This is a genomic window from Streptomyces sp. Je 1-332, from assembly GCF_040730185.1.
Classification (GTDB): Bacteria; Actinomycetota; Actinomycetes; order Streptomycetales; family Streptomycetaceae; genus Streptomyces.
Genome location: NZ_CP160402.1, coordinates 3,044,337 through 3,066,279 on the forward strand (window position 1 = coordinate 3,044,337; position 21,943 = coordinate 3,066,279).

At 68.2% G+C, this 21,943-nt stretch carries 20 protein-coding genes and 1 pseudogene; 7 read left to right on the forward strand and 14 right to left on the reverse strand.

The features are described 5' to 3' along the window. Positions 1–64 precede the first annotated feature (64 nt). From ABXJ52_RS13775 to ABXJ52_RS13815, 9 genes are all read right to left on the reverse strand, one after another. Positions 65–1,144, reverse strand: coding sequence for a 2-aminoethylphosphonate ABC transporter substrate-binding protein (locus tag ABXJ52_RS13775; RefSeq protein ID WP_367042268.1), 1,080 nt, complete (start codon positions 1,142–1,144; stop codon positions 65–67). A gap of 42 nt (positions 1,145–1,186) precedes the next feature. After that, on the reverse strand, positions 1,187–1,984 hold the full coding sequence (locus tag ABXJ52_RS13780) for an ABC transporter permease subunit (protein ID WP_367042270.1): 798 nt from the start codon (positions 1,982–1,984) through the stop codon (positions 1,187–1,189). Further along, on the reverse strand, positions 1,971–2,885 hold the full coding sequence (locus tag ABXJ52_RS13785) for a 2-aminoethylphosphonate ABC transporter permease subunit (protein WP_367042272.1): 915 nt from the start codon (positions 2,883–2,885) through the stop codon (positions 1,971–1,973). Before ABXJ52_RS13785 ends, ABXJ52_RS13780 begins: the two co-directional genes overlap by 14 nt. After that, positions 2,878–3,954 (reverse strand): ABC transporter ATP-binding protein, encoded by a 1,077-nt coding sequence (locus ABXJ52_RS13790; RefSeq protein WP_367042273.1) that lies wholly within the window; start codon positions 3,952–3,954, stop codon positions 2,878–2,880. The genes ABXJ52_RS13785 and ABXJ52_RS13790 overlap by 8 nt, the downstream gene beginning before the upstream one ends. Then, positions 3,951–4,652 carry a phosphonatase-like hydrolase gene (locus ABXJ52_RS13795; protein ID WP_367042275.1) on the reverse strand — a complete coding sequence of 234 codons (702 nt, stop codon included), beginning with the start codon at positions 4,650–4,652 and terminating at the stop codon, positions 3,951–3,953. The genes ABXJ52_RS13790 and ABXJ52_RS13795 overlap by 4 nt, the downstream gene beginning before the upstream one ends. Positions 4,653–4,657: 5 nt before the next feature. Then, a complete protein-coding gene (locus ABXJ52_RS13800; RefSeq protein ID WP_367042276.1) occupies positions 4,658–5,782 on the reverse strand; it encodes a TIGR03364 family FAD-dependent oxidoreductase in 1,125 nt (374 codons plus the stop codon). 151 nt (positions 5,783–5,933) lie between these two features. Further along, entirely contained in the window at positions 5,934–6,689 is a 756-nt protein-coding gene (locus tag ABXJ52_RS13805; RefSeq protein ID WP_367049038.1) for a GntR family transcriptional regulator, read from the reverse strand. Between the two features lie 192 nt (positions 6,690–6,881). Then, the gene (locus ABXJ52_RS13810; protein ID WP_367042278.1) at positions 6,882–7,796 is read right to left on the reverse strand and encodes a hypothetical protein; all 915 of its coding nucleotides are present in this window, start codon (positions 7,794–7,796) and stop codon (positions 6,882–6,884) included. Positions 7,797–8,472: 676 nt separating this feature from the next. Then, positions 8,473–9,582 (reverse strand): ROK family transcriptional regulator, encoded by a 1,110-nt coding sequence (locus ABXJ52_RS13815; RefSeq protein ID WP_367042279.1) that lies wholly within the window; start codon positions 9,580–9,582, stop codon positions 8,473–8,475. 152 nt (positions 9,583–9,734) lie between these two features. Here ABXJ52_RS13815 and ABXJ52_RS13820 point away from each other — a divergent pair, with 152 nt between their 5' ends. Further along, on the forward strand, positions 9,735–10,844 hold the full coding sequence (locus tag ABXJ52_RS13820; RefSeq protein ID WP_367042280.1) for a Gfo/Idh/MocA family oxidoreductase: 1,110 nt from the start codon (positions 9,735–9,737) through the stop codon (positions 10,842–10,844). Continuing rightward, a complete protein-coding gene (locus ABXJ52_RS13825) occupies positions 10,841–11,356 on the forward strand; it encodes a heme-degrading domain-containing protein (RefSeq protein WP_367042282.1) in 516 nt (171 codons plus the stop codon). The genes ABXJ52_RS13820 and ABXJ52_RS13825 overlap by 4 nt, the downstream gene beginning before the upstream one ends. A gap of 119 nt (positions 11,357–11,475) precedes the next feature. On the opposite strand, the gene ABXJ52_RS13830 is transcribed toward ABXJ52_RS13825, so the two are convergent. From ABXJ52_RS13830 to ABXJ52_RS13845, 4 genes are all read right to left on the reverse strand, one after another. Further along, positions 11,476–12,333, reverse strand: coding sequence for a fumarylacetoacetate hydrolase family protein (locus tag ABXJ52_RS13830; protein ID WP_367042284.1), 858 nt, complete (start codon positions 12,331–12,333; stop codon positions 11,476–11,478). 178 nt (positions 12,334–12,511) lie between these two features. Beyond that, on the reverse strand, positions 12,512–13,300 hold the full coding sequence (locus ABXJ52_RS13835) for a YidC/Oxa1 family membrane protein insertase (RefSeq protein ID WP_367049040.1): 789 nt from the start codon (positions 13,298–13,300) through the stop codon (positions 12,512–12,514). A gap of 111 nt (positions 13,301–13,411) precedes the next feature. Then, entirely contained in the window at positions 13,412–13,741 is a 330-nt protein-coding gene (locus ABXJ52_RS13840; protein ID WP_367042286.1) for a DUF6412 domain-containing protein, read from the reverse strand. Between the two features lie 159 nt (positions 13,742–13,900). After that, the gene (locus ABXJ52_RS13845) at positions 13,901–14,671 is read right to left on the reverse strand and encodes a class E sortase (RefSeq protein WP_367049042.1); all 771 of its coding nucleotides are present in this window, start codon (positions 14,669–14,671) and stop codon (positions 13,901–13,903) included. A 183-nt stretch (positions 14,672–14,854) separates the two neighbouring features. Between ABXJ52_RS13845 and ABXJ52_RS13850 the strand changes: the two genes are divergently transcribed. Then, positions 14,855–15,880, forward strand: coding sequence for an SEC-C domain-containing protein (locus ABXJ52_RS13850; protein ID WP_367042288.1), 1,026 nt, complete (start codon positions 14,855–14,857; stop codon positions 15,878–15,880). Positions 15,881–15,999: 119 nt separating this feature from the next. Then, a pseudogene (locus tag ABXJ52_RS13855) lies at positions 16,000–18,213 on the forward strand (DUF3427 domain-containing protein); the annotation flags it as partial. A 23-nt stretch (positions 18,214–18,236) separates the two neighbouring features. Here the strand turns inward: ABXJ52_RS13855 and ABXJ52_RS13860 are convergent. Continuing rightward, positions 18,237–18,779 (reverse strand): ATP-binding protein, encoded by a 543-nt coding sequence (locus ABXJ52_RS13860; protein WP_367042290.1) that lies wholly within the window; start codon positions 18,777–18,779, stop codon positions 18,237–18,239. A 299-nt stretch (positions 18,780–19,078) separates the two neighbouring features. Here ABXJ52_RS13860 and ABXJ52_RS13865 point away from each other — a divergent pair, with 299 nt between their 5' ends. From ABXJ52_RS13865 to ABXJ52_RS13875, 3 genes are all read left to right on the forward strand, one after another. Continuing rightward, on the forward strand, positions 19,079–19,927 hold the full coding sequence (locus ABXJ52_RS13865) for a helix-turn-helix transcriptional regulator (protein WP_367042292.1): 849 nt from the start codon (positions 19,079–19,081) through the stop codon (positions 19,925–19,927). Next, the gene (locus ABXJ52_RS13870) at positions 19,924–20,121 is read left to right on the forward strand and encodes a DUF397 domain-containing protein (protein ID WP_367042294.1); all 198 of its coding nucleotides are present in this window, start codon (positions 19,924–19,926) and stop codon (positions 20,119–20,121) included. The genes ABXJ52_RS13865 and ABXJ52_RS13870 overlap by 4 nt, the downstream gene beginning before the upstream one ends. Before the next feature lie 683 nt (positions 20,122–20,804). After that, positions 20,805–21,863: a hypothetical protein gene (locus ABXJ52_RS13875; RefSeq protein ID WP_367042296.1), complete on the forward strand. Its 1,059-nt coding sequence runs from the start codon at positions 20,805–20,807 to the stop codon at positions 21,861–21,863. Positions 21,864–21,943: the final 80 nt, after the last annotated feature.

The following is a 21,943-nucleotide window of genomic DNA, read 5'->3' on the forward strand; positions in this document are numbered from 1 at the left end:
TTTTCGCTATCGAACCCCCGGGGCCAAGGGGGCGACGGTGAACTCTCGGTGCGGCGGTGAACTCTCAGCTACCGGTCGCCGACTTCCAGTCCTCGACGTACGTCTGGAGGTTCTTGGAGATGTCGGACCAGTCCGGCTCGAAGACCTCGACCCCGTCGACGATCTTGTCGAGGGCAACGGCGTTGGGGTCGGTGGCCTTGATGTCCTTGCGCGCGGCGAAGCCGCCGCCGATCTCGCTGACCTGCTGCTGGGCCTTCTGGCCGAGCAGGTAGTCGAGGAACTTCTTGGCGTTGGCGTTGTGCGGGGCCTTGTTGACCAGGCCGGCAGCGTAGGGCAGCGCGAAGGTGGTGGGCTTGCCGCCCTCCTTGGCCGGGAACCAGAGGCCGAGGTTCGGCATGTCCTTGGACTGGGCGTAGTTCATCTGGACGTCGCCGTTGGCGGCGAGGAGTTCACCCTTGTCGACCTTGGGCGCGAGCTTGCCGGTGGAGGCGGACGGGCCGACGTTGTTCGTCTGGAGCTTCTTCAGGTAGTCCATGGCGGGCTTCTTGCCGCCGAAGTCGTGCATCGCCTTGATGAGCACGGCGGTGCCGTCACCCGCGACGCCGGGCGTGGAGTACTGGACCTTGTCCTTGTACGAGGACTTGGTGAGGTCCTCCCACGTCTTGGGCGCCTTGCCGCCGCTGAGCTCCTTCTTGTTGTAGATGAAGCCGAAGTAGTTGTTCACCACGGAGGTCCACTTGCCGTCGGGTGCCTTGTCGGCGCCGTCGACCTGGTCGGAGCCCTTGGGCTTGTAGGCCTGCAACAGGCCCTTGTCGTCGGCCTGCTGGATGAACGGCGGCAGGGTGATCAGGACGTCGGCCTGTGTGTTGGACTTCTCGCGGACGGCGCGCTGCACCATCTCACCGGAGCCGCCCTCCACGTAGTTCACCTTGATGCCGGTCTTCTTCTCGAAGTCCTTGAAGACCTGGTCGTACCAGCCGTCGCCGTTCTCGCCCTTGAGGCCGTCGGCGCTGTAGACGGTGACCTCCTTCGCGTTCGACGCGGAGGACTCGCCGCCGCACGCGGTGAGGGACCCGGCGAGGACGAGGCTGCCGGAGACGGCGGCGATCGTGCGGACGTGGCGGACTCGGGTAAGGCGGGACATGACGTTGTGTACTCCTTGAAGCCTGGGGGATGAGGTCTGGGCTCAGCGGTAGGAGGCGCGGGTGCGGATGCGGGAGACGCCGAAGAGGACGAGCAGCGTCGCCGCCATCAGGACCACCGCTACGGCGGCGCCGGTGAAGAGGGAGCCGCGGTCGGTGGCCGCGTAGATCTGCACGGGCAGCGGCATCCAGTCCGGCGGGTAGAGCATCATCGTGGCGCTCAGCTCGCCCATGGAGAGCGCGAAGCACAGGCCCGCGGCCGCCGTGAGCGACGGCAGCAGGAGCGGCAGCTTCACCCTCCACAGGACGTACGAGGGCCGGGCACCGAGCGATGCGGCGGCCTGTTCGTACGCCGGGTCGAGACGGACGATGGCAGCCGAAACCGACTGGTAGGCGAACGCCGTGACAAGAATGGCGTGCGCGAGGATCACGATCCAGCGTGTGCCGTTGAGGATCATCGGCGGCTTGCTGAACGCGACGAGTATCGCGAGCCCGACGACGACGGAGGGCACGGCGACGGGCAGCATGAAGAGCGTGTCGAGAACACGCTTGCCGCCCCTCTTCAGCGAGGCCGCGGCGAGCGCGGCCCAGGACCCGACGGCCAGCGCGAGCAGGCTGGCGCTGACGGCGGTGACCAGGCTGGTGGTGAGCGCCTTGAGCGATTCCCCTCGGGTGGCGGACTCGTAGTGCCCCGTGGTGAATCCGGACGGAAAGGCGCCGGACCAGTGCGAGGAGAACGAGGCGGCCAGGATCACGAGGAGAGGCAGCGCGAAGAGAGGCAGGAAGAAGACGAAGAAGAAGACCCAGGTGGCCAGCTTCCCCTTGCGGCTATGCACCAACACGACGGCTCACCACCCGGTAGAGGCTGTAAAGACCCACGGAGATCGCGATGTTGACCACCGCGACGACACAGGCCGCCGGATAGTCGGACTCGAGGATCGCCTTGCTGTACACGAGCATCGGGAGGGTCGTGACCCCCTTGGCTCCAGTGAAAAGCACGATCCCGAACTCGTTCAGACACATGACGAGTACGAGGCTGCCGCCCGCGGCGAGGGCGGGCAGCGCCTCGGGCAGGATGACCCGCCGGATGACGCGGCCGGGCTTGGCCCCGAGGCTCGACGCCACCTCGATCTGCGCGGTGTCGATCTGCGAGAAGGCGGCGAGCAGGGGGCGCATCACGAAGGGCGTGAAGTACGTGATCTCGGCGAGGAGGACACCCCAGGGGGTGGTGAGGAACTGGAAAGGACCTTCGGCGGCCCCGGTCGCGTCCGTCCACATCCCATTGGCCATCCCCTTGGTGCCGTAGATGAACAGCAGGGCGAGGGTGATGAGGAAGGACGGGAAGGAGAGAAAGACGTCGATGAACCGGGCGACGGCCTTCCCTCCCGGGAACGGCACGAAGGCGATGATCAGCGCGAGCGCGAACCCGAGGACGAGACACCCGACGGTGGACCCGACGGCCAGCCACACGGTGGTGCCGAGCGCCTCACGAAAGGCGTCGGAGGCGAAGACGTCGGAGTAGGGCTGGAGGGAGGTCCCACCGGTGTCGGGCTGAACGGACTGCTGGACGACGAGGGCGAGGGGGTAGAGGAAGAAGAGGGCGAGGAGAGCGATGGGGGGCAGGGCCCACACGAACGCGGGGAGTCGTTTCTGCTGTGGGCAGGCGTCCCGCAGGGCGGGACGGGTGGGCACAGCCCCCGCTGCCGGGTCACTCTTAACGAGGCGTCCACCGGAGCTACCCATCGGCCACACCACCCGACAGCAGCACCGCGTCTTCCGGCGCGAAGTGCAGCGTGACCTCGTCACCGATACCCGGCGGGGTCCGCAGCTCCCGGAGGTCCGCCTTCACCCGCTGCCCTGCGACATCGACGTACAACCGGTGGGTGGCCCCCCGCCATTGGACCTCGGCGACGCTGCCGGAGAGGGCGTTGGGGCCCTCCCCGAGGCCGACCAAGTGCGGCCGCACGCACAAGGTGGCCGTCACCCCGGAGACCACCTCACCGGTGTCGACCTTGAGCGACGTTCCGGCGAAGGTGACGCCCCCGTCGGAGACCGTCACCGGCAGCAAGTTCGCGTTCCCCACAAAAGAAGCCGTGAACTCGGTCCGGGGCGACCGATAAAGCTCCTGCGGAGTCCCGCAGTCCCGCAACCGCGCCCGGTCCATGACGGCGATGCGATCCGCCAGGGTCAGCGCCTCCACCTGGTCATGGGTGACGTACAGAATGGAGACGTCCGGCAACTCCCGGTGCAGCCGGGCGAGTTCCCCCAGCATCCCCGACCGCAACTGCGCGTCAAGCGCGGAAAGCGGCTCGTCGAGCAGAAGCACCCCCGGCCGGATGGCCAACGCCCGTGCGATGGCGACCCGTTGCTGCTGCCCTCCGGAGAGCTCCCGGGGAAACCGCTTGGCGTACGAGGCCATCCCCGTCATCTCGAGCGCCTCGGCGACCCGCCCCGGAATCTCGGACTTGGCGACCTTCTGCGCCTTCATGCCGAAGGCCACGTTCTCCTCGACCCGCATGTGCGGGAAGAGCGCGTACTGCTGGACCACCATCCCGATGCCCCGCTGATGCGGCGGAAGGCCGGTGACATCGCGCTCCCCGATGAACACCCGCCCGGACGCGGGCCGCACGAACCCGGCGACGGCCCGCAGCGCGGTCGTCTTTCCCGAGCCCGAGGGCCCGAGCAGGGCCATGACCTCGCCGGGCTCGACGGTCAGGTCGAGCGAGTCGAGCACGGTGTTCTTGCCGTAGGCGACCGAGACGTTCTCGAAGCGGATCCCGCTGTGCACGCGCGTGGGGGTGCTGCCGCTCATTCGTCAACACCCCTGAGTATCCGCGGGAGTTCGGCGACCGACCCAAGGACGTGGGTGGCCCCGGCCCCCCGCAGCACCTCGGCGTCGTGCGCCCCGGTGAGGACCCCGGCGACCACACCGGCCCCGGCCCGCACCCCGCTCCTCATGTCGTACGCCGTGTCGCCGACGACGGCGACCTGCCGGACGTCGTCCACCGCGCCCGTGCGCAGGAAGGCGCTGAGCACCATGTCCGGGTAGGGCCGGCCGCGACCGCCCGCGTCGGCGGGGCACAGGGTCAGCTCGACCAGGTCCCGCCAGCCGAGGGCGCCGAGGATGGCGTCCTGGGTGACCCGAGCGAACCCGGTGGACAACACCACGGTGAGCCCTGCCGACTTCAGCTCCTCGACGGCTTCCCGCGCGCCGGGGATCGGGGCGATCAGGCCGCCGTCGACCAGCTCCCCGTACGCCTTCTCGAAGGCCACGTTGGCCCGCTGGGCGAGGGCCTCCTCGCCGAACAGATACCGGAAGACGGAGATCTTGGACTCGCCCATGGTGGCGCGTACGTAGTCCAGCTTCTCGGCGTGGTCGGCCGAGCCGGGCTCGACGCCGAGCTCCCGCGCGGCGGCGGCGAAGGCCTGCTCGACGAGGCCCCCGTCGGCGACGGTGGTCCCCGCCATGTCAAGGACCACGAGGCCGATGCTGCTGTCGTGTGCGGTCATTCCACTCACCATCCCAACTCGTTCGCGGTCTTCTCCGCGATCGCGGGCGAACACGTCATGCCGCGCCCGCCGGGCCCGGTGACCAGCCACACGCCCTCGCGGACCTGCTGCCGGTGCACGACGCGGGCCGTGTCGACGCACTGGGCGTACACGCCGGCCCAGCGCCTTTTGATCTTCGGCAACGGGCGGCCAAGGAAGCCCTCGACGACCTCGGTCAGGTGGTCGTAGGGGTCTTCGAGGGTGTCGAAGGCGAAGGGGTGCTCGTACTCGTGGGTGTCGCCGATGGTCAGGCCGCCGTCCTTGCGCTGCACCATCAGGAGCTGCATCTTGTGCTCGGCGGCGGTGGGCGTCTGCGCCTGTCCGGCGTTGAGCGCGTCGAGGGCCTCGGACTTGTACGCGGGGTAGTAGCGGAAGCTGTCGGCGTCGGCGACCGAGGTGGTGAGTGCCTCACCGAGGGCTTCCGTCTGCATCATCTGCAGCCGTACGCGCCGCACGGGCAGGTCGGGCCCGGCCAGCTCCCGCACGAGGCCGCCGAGCCAGGCGCCGGTGGCGAGCACGACGACATCGCCGGTGTGCACGTCGCCGTGGTCGTCCCGCACCGCGTTCTCACCGACGACCTCGCGGACCTCGCGGCCGGGCAGGAAGGTGTAACGGGGCGAGGCGCGAAGGGCCTCGCGCAGCCGAAGCTGAGCGGTCCGCGGCTCCACTGCGGCATCCCGCTCGCACCACAGCCCGGCGATGAAGTCACCCCGCAGCGCCGGGTTGAGGGCGCGGGCCTCGTCGGCGTCGAGCAGCTTGTAGCCGCGGGCCGCCGCGTCGGGGCGGGTGAGCGCGGCCTCGGCGACCGCGCGCTCGCGTTCGTTGCGTACGAGGGTGAGGGAGCCGTTGGCCCGGAAGCCGAGACCCTCCACCCGCGCGCCTATCTCCTCCCACAGTTCCCGGGCCCGCAGGGCGGTGTCCAGCTCCTCGCCCCCGGCGCGGCCGCTCACCCATATCTGCCCGAAGTTGCGCAGCGAGGCTCCTCGGGCCTCGCTCTCGCGCTCGATCTGTACGACCTCGTGGCCGCGTTCCACTGCGTGCCAGGCGTGCATGGTTCCCACCACGCCGGCTCCTACGACGATGACTCTCACGGCGGCAACGCTCCTGGGGACGAGTGACCCGCCGTGGTCCTGACGGCAACGGGACGGTGAACTGCCACCCAAGGTTGGCCTAGACCCGTTATCGTTCCGTTACTTCCATCTCTGATCGCCGTACGGGGAAGGGGAGTTGTCCAGCTGAAGGTCAGCCGCCGTTACCCAGATGGGTGGAGAAGGAGAACCGGTCGCCGCGGTAGAGGGTGCGGACCCGCTCCAGGGGGTGGCCCGCGGTGTCCCGCGAGACGCGGTGTATCAGCAGCATGGGCAGCGCGGGAGGGGTGCCGATGAGCAGGGCCTCGCGGGGGGTGGCGAGGACGGTCTCGATGCGTTCGTCGGCGTCACCGAAGGAGATGCCGAGCTGGTCGCGCAGGTAGGCGTAGAAGGAGGAGTCGGGCTCGAACTCGCGGTCGAGCGCGGGGACGCGGGCGACGGAGACGTACGTACTCTCCAGGCCCACCCGCTCGTCGTCGGCGAGCAGCACACGCTCCATGTGCCACACGGGCTCCCCCTGCTCGACCCCGATCTCGGCGGCGAGGGCGGCCGGGGCGGGAAACCGATCGAGGGAGATGAGATTCCGCCCGGGGATGCGCCCTTGACGCCGTACGCCTTCCGTATAGCTCGCGAGGGCCAGCGGCTGCTCCAGCTTGGGCCCGGCGACGACGGTTCCGCGCCCTTGCCTCCGCAGCCGCCCTTCGAGCAACAGCTCACGCAGCGCCTGCCGCACGGTCTCCCGGGCCACCTCGTACCGCACGGCGAGATCCCGCTCGGTCGGCAGCGTCTGCCCGTCCCCCAACTCCTCTATGAGGTCGGCGATCCTGGCCTTCACCGCGTAGTACTTCGGAATGCGGCCGTGCTCGGGAATGCCGGAGCGGATGGGGGCGCCGGGGGCTTGGGCGAGCAGGTGCGCGGGAGGGTGAGGGGGGTGAGGGGGGTGAGGGTGCGGGGGATTCGGGTTGTCCACCGGGGAATGTTCGCAGACTCACGTGAACAGGCAGGTGAACGCAGGGGGCTTCGTGGGGGGCGCTGCTCGACGGCTGGGTGCTGCGGGGCTGCGGCTTGAGGGCCCGGCCCGCGGCTTCGTACGGGGCGTCGCTCAACGCCTGCGCGCAGCGGATCGCAGGCGTCGGGTCCCTGCGATGAGGGCCCAGCCCGCGGCGAACAGCGCCGCGGCGACGGCGCTGACACCGAGGAGGGCGCGGGGGCCGGTGGCGGCGAGTTCATCGGCGTACGAGAAGCCGCCGGTGTCGCCGGAGTCGGAGAGCTCACGCCCGCCACTACTCCCGCCGTCGCGCCCTACGCCGGGGCTCGCTCCGGTGTCGGGGCCGACACCGCCGCCGTCATTGCCCCCGTCCGCGCCCCCGTCGGGGCCCTCGATGTCCTCACCCTCACTCTCCACGGCCTCGGTGCTGATACCGAAGGGGTAGTCCTCGGACTCGCCCACCCAGTCGCCGTCGTCGGCACGGCGCTGGACGACGGCGGCGGAGATGACGGCGTGCTCGGAACGGGCTTCGGAGGTGAAGGAGAGCCGCACCTTGACGGTGAGCGTGCGCCCCGCCTCGACGGTGAACCCGGGAAACCCGTCGTCGAAGACGCCGACGTTCTCGTCCCGGTCGGTCCGCTCGAAACGGACGGGCCGCCAGTTCGTGCCGTCGTGAAACTCCAACTGGACCTGGCGGGGCCGCAGCTCGCGCTCCTTGTCGACGATGACGACGACGGGGTGGATGTTCCCGCAGCTGCCGCGAGTGGTGTTGCCCAACTCGACGGACCAGGTCCGGAACCCACCCCCGGCTTCGTAGGCGTCGGGCCCACCCTTGATCCGGGTCCCGATGGGAAACTCACGATCACCGCTGGGTTCGGAGCAGGTGGGGGGCTGAGCCGCGTGCGGCCGCTGCACGACCGCGACTGCTGCCACGGCGTCACTCGCGGGCAGCACTCCCGCCACCCCGGCCGCCAGCACGACGGCGGCAGCGGCGGCGATGCCTGAGGCGAGGGAGCGGCGGAGTCGCATAAGGGACCTTTGCTGAGCTCGGAGCGGGCGGGGCAGGGCACGGAGGCGGGGCTAGGCCTCTATGACACGGCTCATGGCCCGCGACCTTGCCACGTCCGACGCCGCCCCCCGGGTGCGCCACAACCCCGTACCGCCGACTGCCCCGCGCAAGTTCCTCCTATCAGCCGACTTTCAGCTGATACGGGTTACGCCGGGCACCACCGGAACCGGCCGCGCCCCCGCGGGGACCGGGGGGCCGGGGGACCACGGGGACCGGAGGGCCCACGGAACCAGCGGGGTCCGCCCCCGGCCCACCCGAAGCACCGCCGCGCAACACCACGCCCCGTAAGGGGCGCGGGGAACTGCGCGGCCGACCCCCACAAACCCGCAGCAAAGGGCCGGACCGCAGGACACCCCGCCCACCCCCCGGCGCGTCAGCCCCTATAAGGGGCGCGGGGAACTGCGCGGCCGACCCCCACAAACCCGCAGCGAAGGGCCGGGCCACAGGACACCCCGCCCACCCCCCGGCGCGTCAGCCCCTATAAGGGGCGCGGGGAACTGCGCGACCAGCCCCCACAAACCCGCACCGCCAAACCAAGCCAACAGCCCCGCCCCCCAAAGCCCCCAACGCCCCCGGCAGGCCACCGCACAAGCCCAGCGCAGCGCCCCGCGCCCCGCCCAGCACCCCGCGGAGCGACTACCCCCGGCCCACCGAAAACGCCACATCCGCCCGCCCGAACAACGGCGCAAGGAGCAGTTGCGCAGCGCCCTCCGCGACGGCCCGCTCGCCGCCGGACGCGACGGCGACGGGGACCTCCGGGTTCCCGCCGCCCCGCCGGGTACGGGCGGTGACGACCGACCTCACCCCTCGTACGAAGCGCTCCTCGTCCGCCAAAACCGCCCGCCCACCCAGCAGTACGAGGTCGATGTCGAGCAGGCTGACCAGATTCCCCGCCCCCGCCCCGAGCACCCGGGCCGCCTCGTCCAGATCACCCCGCGCGACCGCCGCAAGGCACAGCGCCTCGATGCAGCCGCGGGCACCGCACTCGCACGGCGGGCCATCCAGCTGGACCACCTGGTGGCCGAACTCCCCCGCCCCGGTCCGCGCCCCGCGGTACAGCCCCCCGCCGAGCACGAGGCCCGCGCCCAGACCCGTCCCGAGGTGCAGATACGCGAAGGACTCCGCCACCCCGCCCAGCGCGAGGCCCAGCGCCGCCGCGTTCGTGTCCTTGTCCACCACCACCGGCAGCCCGAGCCGCCCACCGAACGCGTCCCGCAGCGCGAACCCGTCCCAGGCGGGAAAGCCGGTCACACGGTGCAGCACCCCGGAGGCGTGGTCGAGCGGGCCGGGAAGTGCGATGCCGACGCCGAGCAGTCCAGGTGCGGGCGGCCCTGGCGACGTCACCCCGCCCAACGCCAGATCCCGCACCACCTCCACCGCCACGTCCACCACCGCCTCCGCGCCCGCGGCGAAATCCAGCGGCGCCCGGCGTTCCGCGACCACGTGGCCCGTCAGGTCGACCAGGACCGCCGTCAGCTCGTCGCGGTCCAGGTGAAGGCCGATCGCGTGGCCCGCCTCCGGGACCAGGCGAAGCAGCGTCCGCGGCTTGCCCCCGGTGGACGCGCGCCGACCCGCCTCCGCCGCCAGGCCCTCCGTACGCAACCGCGCGGTGATCTTGCTGACGGCCTGCGGCGTGAGCCCCGTACGCTCGGCCAGCTCGAGGCGGCTGATCCCGCCGTCCCCCGCTGTGCGCAGCAGGTCGAGCACGAGCGCGGCGTTGTGCCCGCGCAGCGCCGGCAGGTTCACCCCGGCACCCGCCCTGCCACCGTTGCCAGCGTTGTCGCCACATCCCGTACCCGGCCTCGCCGCATCAGTGCTGTTCACACCCCCATTGTCGCCCGCGCTTGCGCTTTGGCAACACCGTTGCTTAAGTGGAACGCATGACTGGTATGACAGGTATGACTGGTACAGGCTCGGCTGGCTCAGGCTCAGGCTCCGACACCCCTCTACGCGTCGCCCTCATCGGATACGGCCTCGCCGGCTCCGTCTTCCACGCCCCGCTGATCGCCGCCACCGAGGGCCTCGTCCTCGACACGGTCGTCACGTCGAACCCCGAGCGGCAGGCCCAGGCCCGCGCCGAGTTCGGTGACGGGCTGAACTTCGCCGCGTCGGCCGACGACCTCTGGTCCCGCGCGGACGAGCTCGACCTGGTGGTGATCGCGTCCCCGAACAAGACGCACGTCGCGCTCGCGACCGCCGCCCTCAAGGCGGGCCTCCCGGCCGTCGTGGACAAGCCGATCGCGGGCACGGCCGCCGAGGCGCGCGAGCTCGCGGCGCTCGCCGACGACCGCGGCCTGCTCCTCTCCGTCTTCCAGAACCGCCGCTGGGACAACGACTTCCGTACGCTCCAGAAGCTCATCGCCGACGGCGAGCTCGGCGACATCTACCGCTTCGAGTCCCGCTTCGAGCGGTGGCGCCCGCAGCCCAAGGGCGGCTGGCGCGAGTCCGGGGACCCGGAAGAGATCGGCGGCCTGCTGTACGACCTCGGGTCCCACGTCGTCGACCAGGCGCTCATGCTCTTCGGCCCCGCCCGTTCCGTGTACGCCGAGTCCGACGTCCGCCGCCCCGGCGCCGAGGCCGACGACGACACGTTCATCGCGATCACGCACGAGAACGGCGTCCGCTCCCACCTGTACGTGAGCGCCACCACCGCCCAACTCGGCCCGCGCTTCCGCGCGTTGGGCTCGGCGGCGGGCTATGTGAAGTACGGCCTCGACCCGCAGGAAGCAGCACTGCGCGACGGCAAGCGTCCCACGGGCGAGGGGAGTTGGGGCGAGGAGCCCGAGTCCATGTGGGGCCGGGTCGGCTCCGGCGAGTCCCCGCTGACGGGCGGCGGCACCCCGGTCAGCACGCTGCCGGGCGACTACCCCGCCTACTACGCGGCCGTGGCCGCCGCACTCCGGGGCACGGGCCACAACCCGGTCTCCGCGCACGAGGCCGCATCGGCCCTCGACGTCCTCGAGGCCGCACGCCGCTCGGCCCGCGACGGTGTGACGGTGGTCGTATGACGACGCCCACCACACCGACGCCCGCCGCACAGACGCCCGCCGCCTCGCCGACGGCACCCACGGTGGAGGAGCTGGAGACCCAGGAACTCCGCCTGGTCCTGCCCCACTTCACGTACGAGGACGCCTGGGCGCTCGGCACCCTCCTGGTCGACCTGGCCCGCGAGCGCCAGGCCCCGGTGGCCATCGACATCACCCGGGGCGGCCAGCAGCTCTTCCACGCGGCACTGCCGGGATCGACCCCGGACAACGACGCCTGGATCGCCCGCAAGCGCCGCGTCGTCGAGCGCTACGGCTGCTCGTCGTTCCTGGTGGGCACGCGCTTCCGCGCCAAGGGGACGACGTTCGAGGAGTCGTCCCGCCTGGACCCGGACGTGTACGCGGCGCACGGCGGCGCGTTCCCGATCGCAGTGCGGGGCGCGGGCGTCATCGGCACGGTGGTGGTCTCGGGCCTCCCCCAGGCGGCGGACCACGCACTGGTGGTGGAGGCACTGGAGCGCTTCGCGCCCCGGTAGGGGCGCGGGGAACTGCGCGCTGAGCCACGACGCACCCGCAGGCGGCGCCGGCGGAAGACCCCCTCCGCCGGCGTCACCCGGGGCGCACCGAGGAACCGCCGCGCCCCCGCCCCGAAGGGCTACGCCTGGCCGAGCTCCTGCCGCTGCCGCCCGAGCCCATCGATCTCCAGCTCCACCACATCACCGGCCCGCAGATACGGCTTCGGCTCGGGCTGCCCCATGGCCACCCCCGCCGGCGTACCGGTGTTGATGACGTCACCCGGGTACAGGGTCATGAACTGGCTTACGTAGTGCACCACTTCCGCCACCGGGAAGATCTGCTGGGCCGTGGTCCCGTCCTGCTTCAGCTCGCCGTTGACCCAGAGCTTCAGGGACAGCGCCTGCGGGTCGGCGACCTCGTCCGCCGTCACCAGCCACGGACCCAGCGGGTTGAACGTCTCGCAGTTCTTGCCCTTGTCCCAGGTGCCGCCGCGCTCGATCTGGAACTCGCGCTCCGAGACGTCGTGCGACACCGCGTATCCGGCGACATGCGCGAGCGCCTGCTCGTCCGACTCCAGGTAGCGCGCGGTGCGCCCGATGACGATCGCGAGCTCGACCTCCCAGTCGGTCTTCTCCGACTTGCGCGGCACCAGGACCGTGTCGTGCGGGCCGACCACCGTGTCCGCCGCCTTGAAGAAGATGACGGGCTCGGCGGGCGTCGCCGCCCCGGTCTCCTGCGCGTGATCGTGGTAGTTGAGCCCGATACACACGACCTTGCCGATGCGGCCCACCGGCGGCCCGACCCGCAGCCCCGCCGCGTCGAGCGCGGGCAGCTCGCCCGAATCGGCGGCGGACCGGATCCGGTCGAGGGCCGCCGGGTCGGCGAGCAGCGCCCCGTCGATGTCCGTCACGGTCCCGGAAAGGTCCCGCAACGTGCCGTCGGCATCGAGCAGCGCCGGGCGCTCGGCCCCCGCCGTACCGACTCGCAGCAGCTTCATGGTCAATCTCCCTTTGGTCGAGCGCGCCCACTCACCTCCGGCGATCGCGTGGCCCGGATTGGGGCCTCCCCTGCTCGAACGGAGTTGAGAGCTTGGGGAAGGGTTGCGGCCATCGGAGGTTGGAAGATCCTCCAAGGTCGGTGTCCATCCCGCAAGACCCTGTTCACAGACCGGACCATTACCCAGCGGTAGCCAGCGCGCCCGCCCCGCTCGCCCCGTACGGCATGTCGCGGTAGAGCACGGCACGCTCGACCGCGCTCCAGGTCGTACTGGTGACCACGTACAGCGCGGCGGCGAGCGGCACGAAGGCGACGGTGAACAGCGTCATGAACGACATGAAGGGCATGATCTTGGTCATCGCACCCATGCCGGGCACCTGCTGCCCCGCGTCTCCGGCCGGCGTGGCCCCGGCCGACGCGGCCGACGCGGCCATCTGCACCTTCGTACGCCGGAAGTTGAAGGTCGCGACGGCGGCGACGATCGCGAAGAGCGCGAGGTAGACAAGCCCCTGCGCCCCGAAGAGGCCACCCTCACCGAGCGCGTCGGCCCACCGCCCGCCGAGGGGCGCCTCGAAGAGCTTGTGCTTGAGCAGCGCGTTGGCCTCCCCGCCGATGCTGCTGCTGGAGAACAGGTGGTAGAGCAGGAAGAACGCCGGAAGCTGGAACAGGCTGGGCAGGCACCCGGAGAGCGGCGAGACCTTCTCCGCCGCATGCAGCTCGAGGACCGCCTTCTGCAACTTTTCCGGGTTCTTGGCGTGCTTCTTGCGCAGCTCGGCGATCTGCGGCGAGAGCTTGGCCCGCGCCTTCTGGCCACGGGCCGAGGCCCGTGAAAGGGGGTGGACGAGGAGTCGTACACACGCTGTGAACAGCACGATGGCGGCGGCCGTCGCGGAGGCGTGGAAGAGCGGTTCGAGCAGGTCGGCGATGGAGCCGACCAGGTCAGCGAACAGAGACATGAAGCTGGACAGGAAGCCGGACATGGAGAAGCCCTCCGGGGGTCTCGTCGTGCCGAGGAAAAGGGGCAGGTGCTCTTTTCGGCGTGACGGCCCACGAAGGGGGCTTCGGGTGTGCGGTGCTCCCTACGCGGCCGTCATGACGGGACGGCCCGGTGCTCGGGGTCGCCTTCGCCCGGCGGCGTCGGGATCGCGCTGCGGCAGGAAGGCCGTGCGCTTCTCGCGGTCGCGCATGGCTGTACGTACCCGAGTGCGGGGCACGGCGGGAGCGCAGCGCGCGGCGATGAGGGAGCAGACGGCGAGCGCGGAGCCCGCGGCGGCGGTCGCGGCGAGCGCGACGGCGGCGGTGAGGCTGCTCGCGTCGAGGAGGACGACCTCGACGAGGAGGAAGAGGAGGAGCCCGGTGGGCCGGAGGGCGGCTTTCCAGCTGCGGATGACGTTCGTGGCGTCCTGCATCGCTCTCGCCCCCCTCTCCTTGATCCTCAAGATCCCTCGTTACTAGGTATTGCCCGTTATACAGGATCGGCGTTGGAGGCCGGAAGGAGAGCCCGGAAGCTTCCGCGGTTCCGGGGGCTTCGCGGTTCCGGGGCCCCGGGACCCCCTTAGCGCGGCCGCTTAGCGCGGCCGCATGGAACGCAGCTTCCCCCACACGATGAGCCGGTACTTGGAGGTGTACTCGGGGGTGCAGGTGGTGAGGGTGATGTAGTACCCGGGAGAGCGGTAGCCGTGGCCCTCCTTCACGTCACTGCGGGGCACGGGCCGGATGACGCCGCTGTCTCGGGCGGAGGTCTGGCCAAGGGTCTTGTCCACGGCGTACGTGTAGATGGCCCGCTCGGTCTCGACGACGAGCTCGTCGCCGTCCCCCAGCCGGTTGATGCGACGGAAGGGCTCACCGTGGGTATTACGGTGCCCGGCGAGCGCGAAGTTCCCTCCCTGGCCGGGCTGGGCGGTGCGCGGGTAGTGCCCGACGTACCCCTTGTTCAGCACCCCGTTCTTGCTGACGCCCTCGGCGACGGGCACGCGTATCCCGATGCGGGGAATGCGGAGGACGGCGTAGGCCTGGTCCCAGTCGGGGGTGGGGCCGGCCCCACCGACACGCGAGCCCTCGGCGCCCGACGCGGCACCAGAGTCGCCGGCGGCATGCGAAGGAGGGGAAGAGGAACCGGAAGCCGAGGAGGAGGAAGAGGATGAAAGGGAGGAAGGGGAGGAAGGGGAGGAGGAACCGGAACCCGGACTCGTCCCCCACTCCCGCTCAAGGGCCTGGACCTGACGCTCGGCGCCTTCGCGGGCCTGGCGGTTGGTCCACCACAGCTGGTGGGCGACGAGGAGCAGCAACACAAGCCCGCAGGTGACGGCAGCTTCGGCGCACGCCCACACCCCCCGCAGGACGGCACCCCGCCCCCTGCTCCGCCCCTGCACCACCACAGGAACCCGCTCCCGCAAGGCCACCACCCCTCTCCCGGCCGCCCGCACGATAGAGCCGGGTCCGCCAAGTAGCCATGCCTCCACCATCCGGATCCGCACGGCAACCCTCCTGCAACGCCCCCACTCGGCAGTACGGTGTCCCGTATGCGCCCCGACACGCCTGCCGACCACATCGCCGAAGCCGAGCGCCTGGAGCGGACTGCCGGCTTGTACCCCGAGGACACCGAGCACCTGCTCGTCCAGGCCGCGGCCCACCTGGAGCTGGCGGGCGAGCGCGACCGCGCGACCACGCTCTACGACCGCCTGCTGGCCCCCGACGCCCCCCGCCCGGCGTCGGCGCCCACCCTCATCCGGGCCCTGAAGGCCTCGAACCTCTGGGAGTACGGCCACGAGGCGGAGGCAAGGGCCATCATCGACGGAGTCCGTGCGGCGGCCCCGCGCGACCCGGCCCCGTGGGTGATCGTGGCGGAGTCGCTGGAGGCCCACGACGAACTGACGCAAGCGCAGGAAACGTTCACCCAGGCCCTGGAACTCCTCCTGCCACCAGGCGGCTCCGCGGGCGCCCCGTCCTACGACCAACGCCCGCTGCTGTTCGGCCGCCACCGGGTGCGCCGCTTGCTGGGCGCGGAGCACGACGCATGGGACGCCCTGGCGGACGAGGTCTCGTCGTCCCCCGTCCCCCTGGACGAACTGCACGACCCGAAGCGAATCTGGTCTCTGGGCTCGGACAACCCGGCGGAGCTGCGAGCGGAAATCTCCCGAATCCAGGCGGAATTGGGCTCGTACAGAGAGGCGCTCTCCCGCCCGTTCCCGGTAGCGGTCCTGCACTGGCCGGCAACGGAACTGACGGAACTCCTGACGGCGTACCCAAGCCTGGAATCGGAATACCCGTCCCACGAGGCCCACTTGGCAACGATAGAGGAATCCCTAAGAGAACTCGCGACGTCCGGCACCCCAAACCTGGGCATCGTGACAGGCACGGTCCCGTCCTACGAGGCTTTCGCAGCCTCAGAGGGCACAGACCCGACGGACGTGTCGCTGCTCCCGCAGTACGCAACGACACTGGCGGCACGGGGACGGGCTGCGGGGTGGCCGCCGGAGGCGGGGGCGGGGTGTTGGTGCGGGTCGGAGCGGGGCTATGGGGAATGCCACGGGGCGCCGCAAAGCTAGAGCGCCAGGTCGGTCGTAAGTAGGGCCCTGGGAGCGTGCGCGCTAGACCCCCTTCCAGGCTCCAGGTGACCTGATCGCAATCATGAGTGAACCGACCGTCTACAGCCCCTGGAAGGCACTCCATTACAGTCTCCGGCCTGATAATCACCGACTATCCACATCAAAAGGACATGCTGGAGCGCTTGGAAGTCGAGCGCTCAGTTCGGGACCGCCACCGCAACCTTCTGGTCGCTGCGACTGGAACAGGCAAGACCGTGATGGCAGCCCTCGACTACAAGCATCTGCGCAGCAAGGCGGGGAGCGACTTACGTCTCCTTTTTGTCGCGCATCGCAAGGAGATTCTGGACCAGTCTCTGCGCACATATCGAGGCGTGCTGGACGACGCGGACTTCGGTGAGCTCCTGTACAGCGGTGAGATTCCGCAAGATTGGACTCATGTATTCGCAAGTGTCCAGTCTCTCAACGCAAAGGCGCTAGAGAGGCTTGCCCGTGATCACTTCGATGTCATCGTCATCGATGAATTCCACCACGGCACTTCTCCCACGTATCGAAAGATAATTGATCACTTCAGACCTGGCGAGCTACTCGGCCTGACTGCGACGCCCGAGCGCATGGACGGCAAGAACATTCAGGATGAGTTCTTTGACGGCCACATCTCTGCCGAGATGCGACTGTGGGAGGCCCTGGAGAATGATTTGCTCAGCCCCTTCCATTACTTCGGTATCAGTGACGAAACGGATCTCAGGTCCGTGGAGTGGAAGCGCGGCGGTTACGACTCGGCTTCTCTTAGCAACGTCCTCACGGGGAGCGAAATACGCGCACGCCTCGTTGTGAAGTCCGTGCGTGAGCGGGTCGCAGCACCAAGCAAGATGCGCGCCCTTGGCTTCTGTGTCTCCGTCCCCCATGCACACTTGATGGCCCGCCAGTTCTGTAAGTACGGGATCAGGTCCGTGGCCCTCTCCGGCGAGACTTCAACGGACGTCCGGGAGCAAGCACTCACCGACCTCAAGGCTGGCAAGCTTCAGGCCATCTTCTCTGTCGACCTTTTCAACGAGGGCCTCGATGTCCCCGATGTCGATACGCTGCTTCTACTTCGCCCCACTGCGAGCGCCACACTCTTCCTCCAGCAGCTCGGTCGCGGTCTGCGCCGTACGGAGAACAAGGAATTCCTCACAGTTCTCGACTTCATCGGACAGCACCGTAAAGAGTTCCGTTTCGAGAACCAATTCCGGGCTCTGACGAATCTCACCAGGAAGCGTCTGCTCGACAACCTGAACAACGACTTCCCCCTTCTGCCTGCAAGCTGCCAGATCATCCTGGAAGCCAAGGCCAAGCAGACCATTATCGCGAACATCAAGGAACAGCTCAACGTCAACGTATCCGCGCTTGCCCGCGAGGTATCCGCGTATGCCGAGACCCACCTAGCAACTTACCTAGAGGAGAGCGGGCGCGAACTGAAGGAGGTCTACCGTGGAGGCAATGGCAATTCATGGACGAACCTGCTGCGTCGCACCAGCCTGCTCACGGGCCCAGCCCCCGCAGGAGAGTCGGGCCTACTCAAGCGCATCCCTTCCTTCCTCCACGTAGATGACCGGGAGCGCATCGAGGCTTACCAACAACTCCTGGCCGACAACGCACCTCCCTATGAGACCTTGACTCCGGTAGAGCAGGGCTATGCCCGCATGCTGTTCTTCAACATTTGGGACAAGGCAGGTGGTTACTCGACCTACCAGGAGGGGCTGAGTTCACTGCGCGGGCAAGATGCGTTCCGCCATGAACTCCACCAGGTGCTCGACCACTGCCTAGCCACTGCCGATCATTTCCCTCTTCCCCTTGAAGGGGCACACCGCGATGTCCCGCTGAAGATCCACAGCTCCTATAACCGTTCCGAAATCCTCGCCGCCCTCGGCGTGGCCCGGTTCGGCGGACAGATGCCAGGATCTTTTGCACAAGGAGTAGTTGACGCGAAGTCGCTCGATACCGACGCCCTGCTCATCACGCTGGAGAAAGACGAGAAGGATTTCTCACCCACTATCCGATACAAGGACTACGCCCTGAGTCCCTCTATTTTCCATTGGGAGTCGCAGAGCACTACCGACGAAGACTCCGCCACAGGACGCCGATACCGCGAGCATGTGAGTCGCGGCAGCCACATCCTGCTCTTCGTTCGCCGATACAAGAACACAGACATCGGCGGCGCCGAGCCCTGGATGCTCCTGGGTCCCGCCCGCTACGTCTCCCACCAGGGCAGCAAGCCCATGGCAGTGAAGTGGGAGCTTGAGCAGGAGATGCCGGCCGACGTATGGACGTACTCGGCAGCTACCTGCAACTGAGCGGGCAGGGTGCGAACTTAGGGTCAAGTCTCTGCTCCAGACTCCGCCTCGACGTGCATCTGCGCCCGGTCCAACACCTCGTCAGGATCACAGCCGCGGGCCTGAAGCCAGTGAAGGAGGTCGGTGATCAGATCGATCGCCACCTCCTCCGCTACTGCTACGGCAAGACGCCCCGAGCCTGACACCCACCCCGGGCGTACGCCGCCGTAGAGCAGTAGGTGCTCTTCAGCCCGCATGACTCGCGGACCTCTGGCATCCCCGAGGGGCGCATCAAGATCTGTCGCCAACTCACACCACACCACCTTCGAGTCACCACAGAGCACCACGCCCCAGCGGTGATCGGAGACTGCATCGACGAGGGTCATCCCTCGCCCCGCCTCAGCATCAGATGCTGCGTCGATGAGCGTCGGAAGTGCTCGCGGATCCGGATCACGAACCTCGAGACGGAGATACGCATCTCTCATGACCACCGTGAGAGAGGCCGCCGTGCCGACGCCCACGTGGCGGATGACGTTTGATGCCAGTTCCGCGACGCAGGTCTGCGCTGGCTCGATCAGCTCCTGCAAGCCCCACAAGGGCAGCCGAAGCCTCAATGCACGCCGCAGTCCCGAAATTTCGCTGGGTTCAGCCAGGAAAGGTTGCACCCAAGGGCCCCGCCGGACACATTCGCTCGCGTAGATCATGGCCACCTACCTCCGTGCATCGCACCTCGCTGCGCTGCGTGACTGTCGATCACTCCTAGTGAGAGAGTCGCAGCGGGTTTCCCGTCATGCAACATGCACGGCGAGATTCCCCCTAAGGGGTGATTGGCCTTCCACGCCGCTTCCGGTGAGATGGAAACTCCGCTACAGCAGGAGGAGTTGACATGGCCGGTTCCCCGACCGCTCGCCGTCGTCGATTGGCGATCGAGCTCAAGAAGCTCCGCGAGGAGAACGGCTTCACCTGCAACCAGGTGGGCAACGAGCTTGACTGGAGCAGCTCCAAGGTCAACCGCATGGAGACTGGGCAAGGGCGCGTCCAACCATCCGACGTGGCTGCGCTGTGCCGCTTCTACGAAACCTCGGACGAGCTGCGCGATCTACTCAAGTCCTTGGCCAAAGAGTCGAAAACGAAGGGCTGGTGGCACGCGCACGGCGATGCCGTCCCATCATGGTTCTCCGTGTACGTCGGCCTAGAGCAAGCCGCCTCCAACTTGCGCAGCTACCAGGGCGAGTTCATCCCGGGCCTGGTCCAGACACCCGGCTACGCCTTCGAACAATGCCGCGCCTGGGTCGACCACACTGCTGAAGAGATCCAGCGCATGGTCGACGTGCGGATGCGTCGACAAGATCTACTGGCAGGGGATGGCGCGCCTGACCTGTGGGCTGTTGTGCACCAGAGCGCGCTGATGCACGTCGTTGGAAATCGACAGGTGATGTCCGCGCAGCTCGAACGTATGCTGGAAATGGCGAAGTTGAGGAACGTGACGGTCCAAGTCTTGCCGTTCGATGCAGGCGCGTACCCCACAACCGGGCCGTTCACGATCCTTGGCTTCCCCGAGCAAGAGGACCCGGACGTGGTGTACCGGGAAGGGCTGACAGATTCCGTCTACCTCGAGCACCCCGCAGATGTGGACCTCTACGCGAAGGCATTCGACCACCTCAGGGCGCTTGCCTTGAGTCCACAGCGATCGACCTTGCTGATCAAAAAAGTTCTGGAGGAGCACTCCCGATGACGCTGGCCCTAAGTGTCCCGTGGCGCAGGAGCAGTTACAGCAACGGCATGGGGGGAGAGTGCGTTGAGGTCGCCGCGCGCCCTGCCGTCATTGCCGTGAGGGATTCCAAAGCCCCATCTGGGCCCCACATAACGATGGGCGCTCGCCCCTGGGCAGCCTTCCTGGACGCGGTGCACTCAGGGAACCTGAGTTAACTGGCTGGCTGGTGCGGGTCGCGGATGATCGCCCCCGCTCGGTCGAGGAACGCCGAGTGCGCATGCGTCATTTCGCGGTTGGCTCGATCCCAGTGAGCCCACGCCTGACTCTGGCTTCCAGGCGATGAAGCACCCACTCCTTGCGCCATTCTGAGCGCCTGGGTCGCCTCAAGGGTGCTCACCGTCAGTTCATGCGCCAGGCGAATCACCTCTTCGGGCCCCCACAGGGCGAGTTGCCTGGAACGCGACTGCATGGCCAGGGCTCTCTCAGCAAGCTCGTCTCGTGCTTCATCTGAAAGCCTCCCGCCCGCACGTATCCCGGGGGCCGCTCTTGCCAACGTGTCTTCGACTGCCGCTTGGGCGTCAAGCAGCTGCCCGTACGCCTGCTGTCGCTGGCTGCGCACCCACTGAAAGTGTTCGGCCGCAACCTGACCCTCAACCTGAAGGCGCGCTGCCTCTACTGCCTTGAATCCACCGATCTTTGCCCCACGCACAGCCCAGACTCCCCCAGCGAAGGCACCTGCAACAGCCCCCACAAGCCCAATACCGCCGGCCAGTACAGCAGCTATTCCCTGATCCATGCCCTCATCGACCTCTCGCCGCCAGACGTACCAAAGTGGAACACTGGGCCGCGATTTGACCTACATGTGTCCCCTTGGGACTCGCAGACTAGCCTCTACGCCATGACGACATCCGAGCCCGCCATCAAGCCCGGAGATGTCCGCACTCGAGCGGAAATCCGTCCAGTGTTAGGGGGAAGCCCGCAAGGCGGCATATGTCCGTCGGAGTCAAAGAAGACCGTCGTTCTCTTCTCAGACATCAACGCTGGTGAGCAGTACGGGTACCGCGACGGTTGGCTCGCCGAGGAAGACGACCTAGGCCCCATCTTCACGTACACGGGAGCGGGCACTCACGGGGATCAGACTTTTGGCGGCTTGTACGGCAAGGGCAACTCCGCTGTTCTCCAGCACAACGAGCACGGACGCACCCTTCACCTGTTCATAGCCGAGGGGAAGTCTCAAGGATCTGCTGCTCGCACGCACCGCTACGTCGGCCCCTTCAAAGTCGATGAGCGCGAGCCCTACTACTTGCGGCAGGCTCTCGGTGACGGTGAGGCAGCCCGAAGCGTCATCGTCTTTCGCTTGCGCCCCACTGACGAGGTGTATCGGTCCGACGCACATGTGCTTCCCCGAGCAAGACAGACAAAGCCCATCTTCGTACGGGCCAGGGAAGCAACGCGCCTAGCAAGGGCGCAGCGGAGGCAACGGAGACAGCAACGCAGCCTTACACCCGAGGCCATGGTGGCGCAGCGCGGTGAGGAATTGCGCGAGAGCTACGAGGACAGACTGAGCGAAGCTGGCCACTCAGTCGGCCACCTGCAAGTAGAAATCAAGGACAAAACCGCCACTCTTCTCTCTGACCTCTACGACGAGAGCGACAACACCCTCTACGAGACAGCCGGTAGCACCTCTCGTGAAGCCATCCGGACTGCTCTGGCTCAACTCTTGGACATCAGTCGATATCTACGTTCGATGGAGCACAGCCAGCCACTCCGGCTCATGGTGCTGTCTCCTGAGTTGCCCGACACAGACATACGCGAGCTCCTCGAGGAGCATGACGTCGGCGTTATCTACCGGAACGAGACGGGAGGTTTCTCAGAGTTTCGGGGTGCGCCACGTCCTCCTGCAACCACTGGCAGAGTGACTGTCCCTTGTCTCGAATGCCCAACCTTCAGTCGCTAGTGATCGCTGGAGCCCATCCCTGCCTGTGGCGGCCGGGCCCGTGAAGCACACGCGCGGCAGCGCGTACCACTCACCATCGA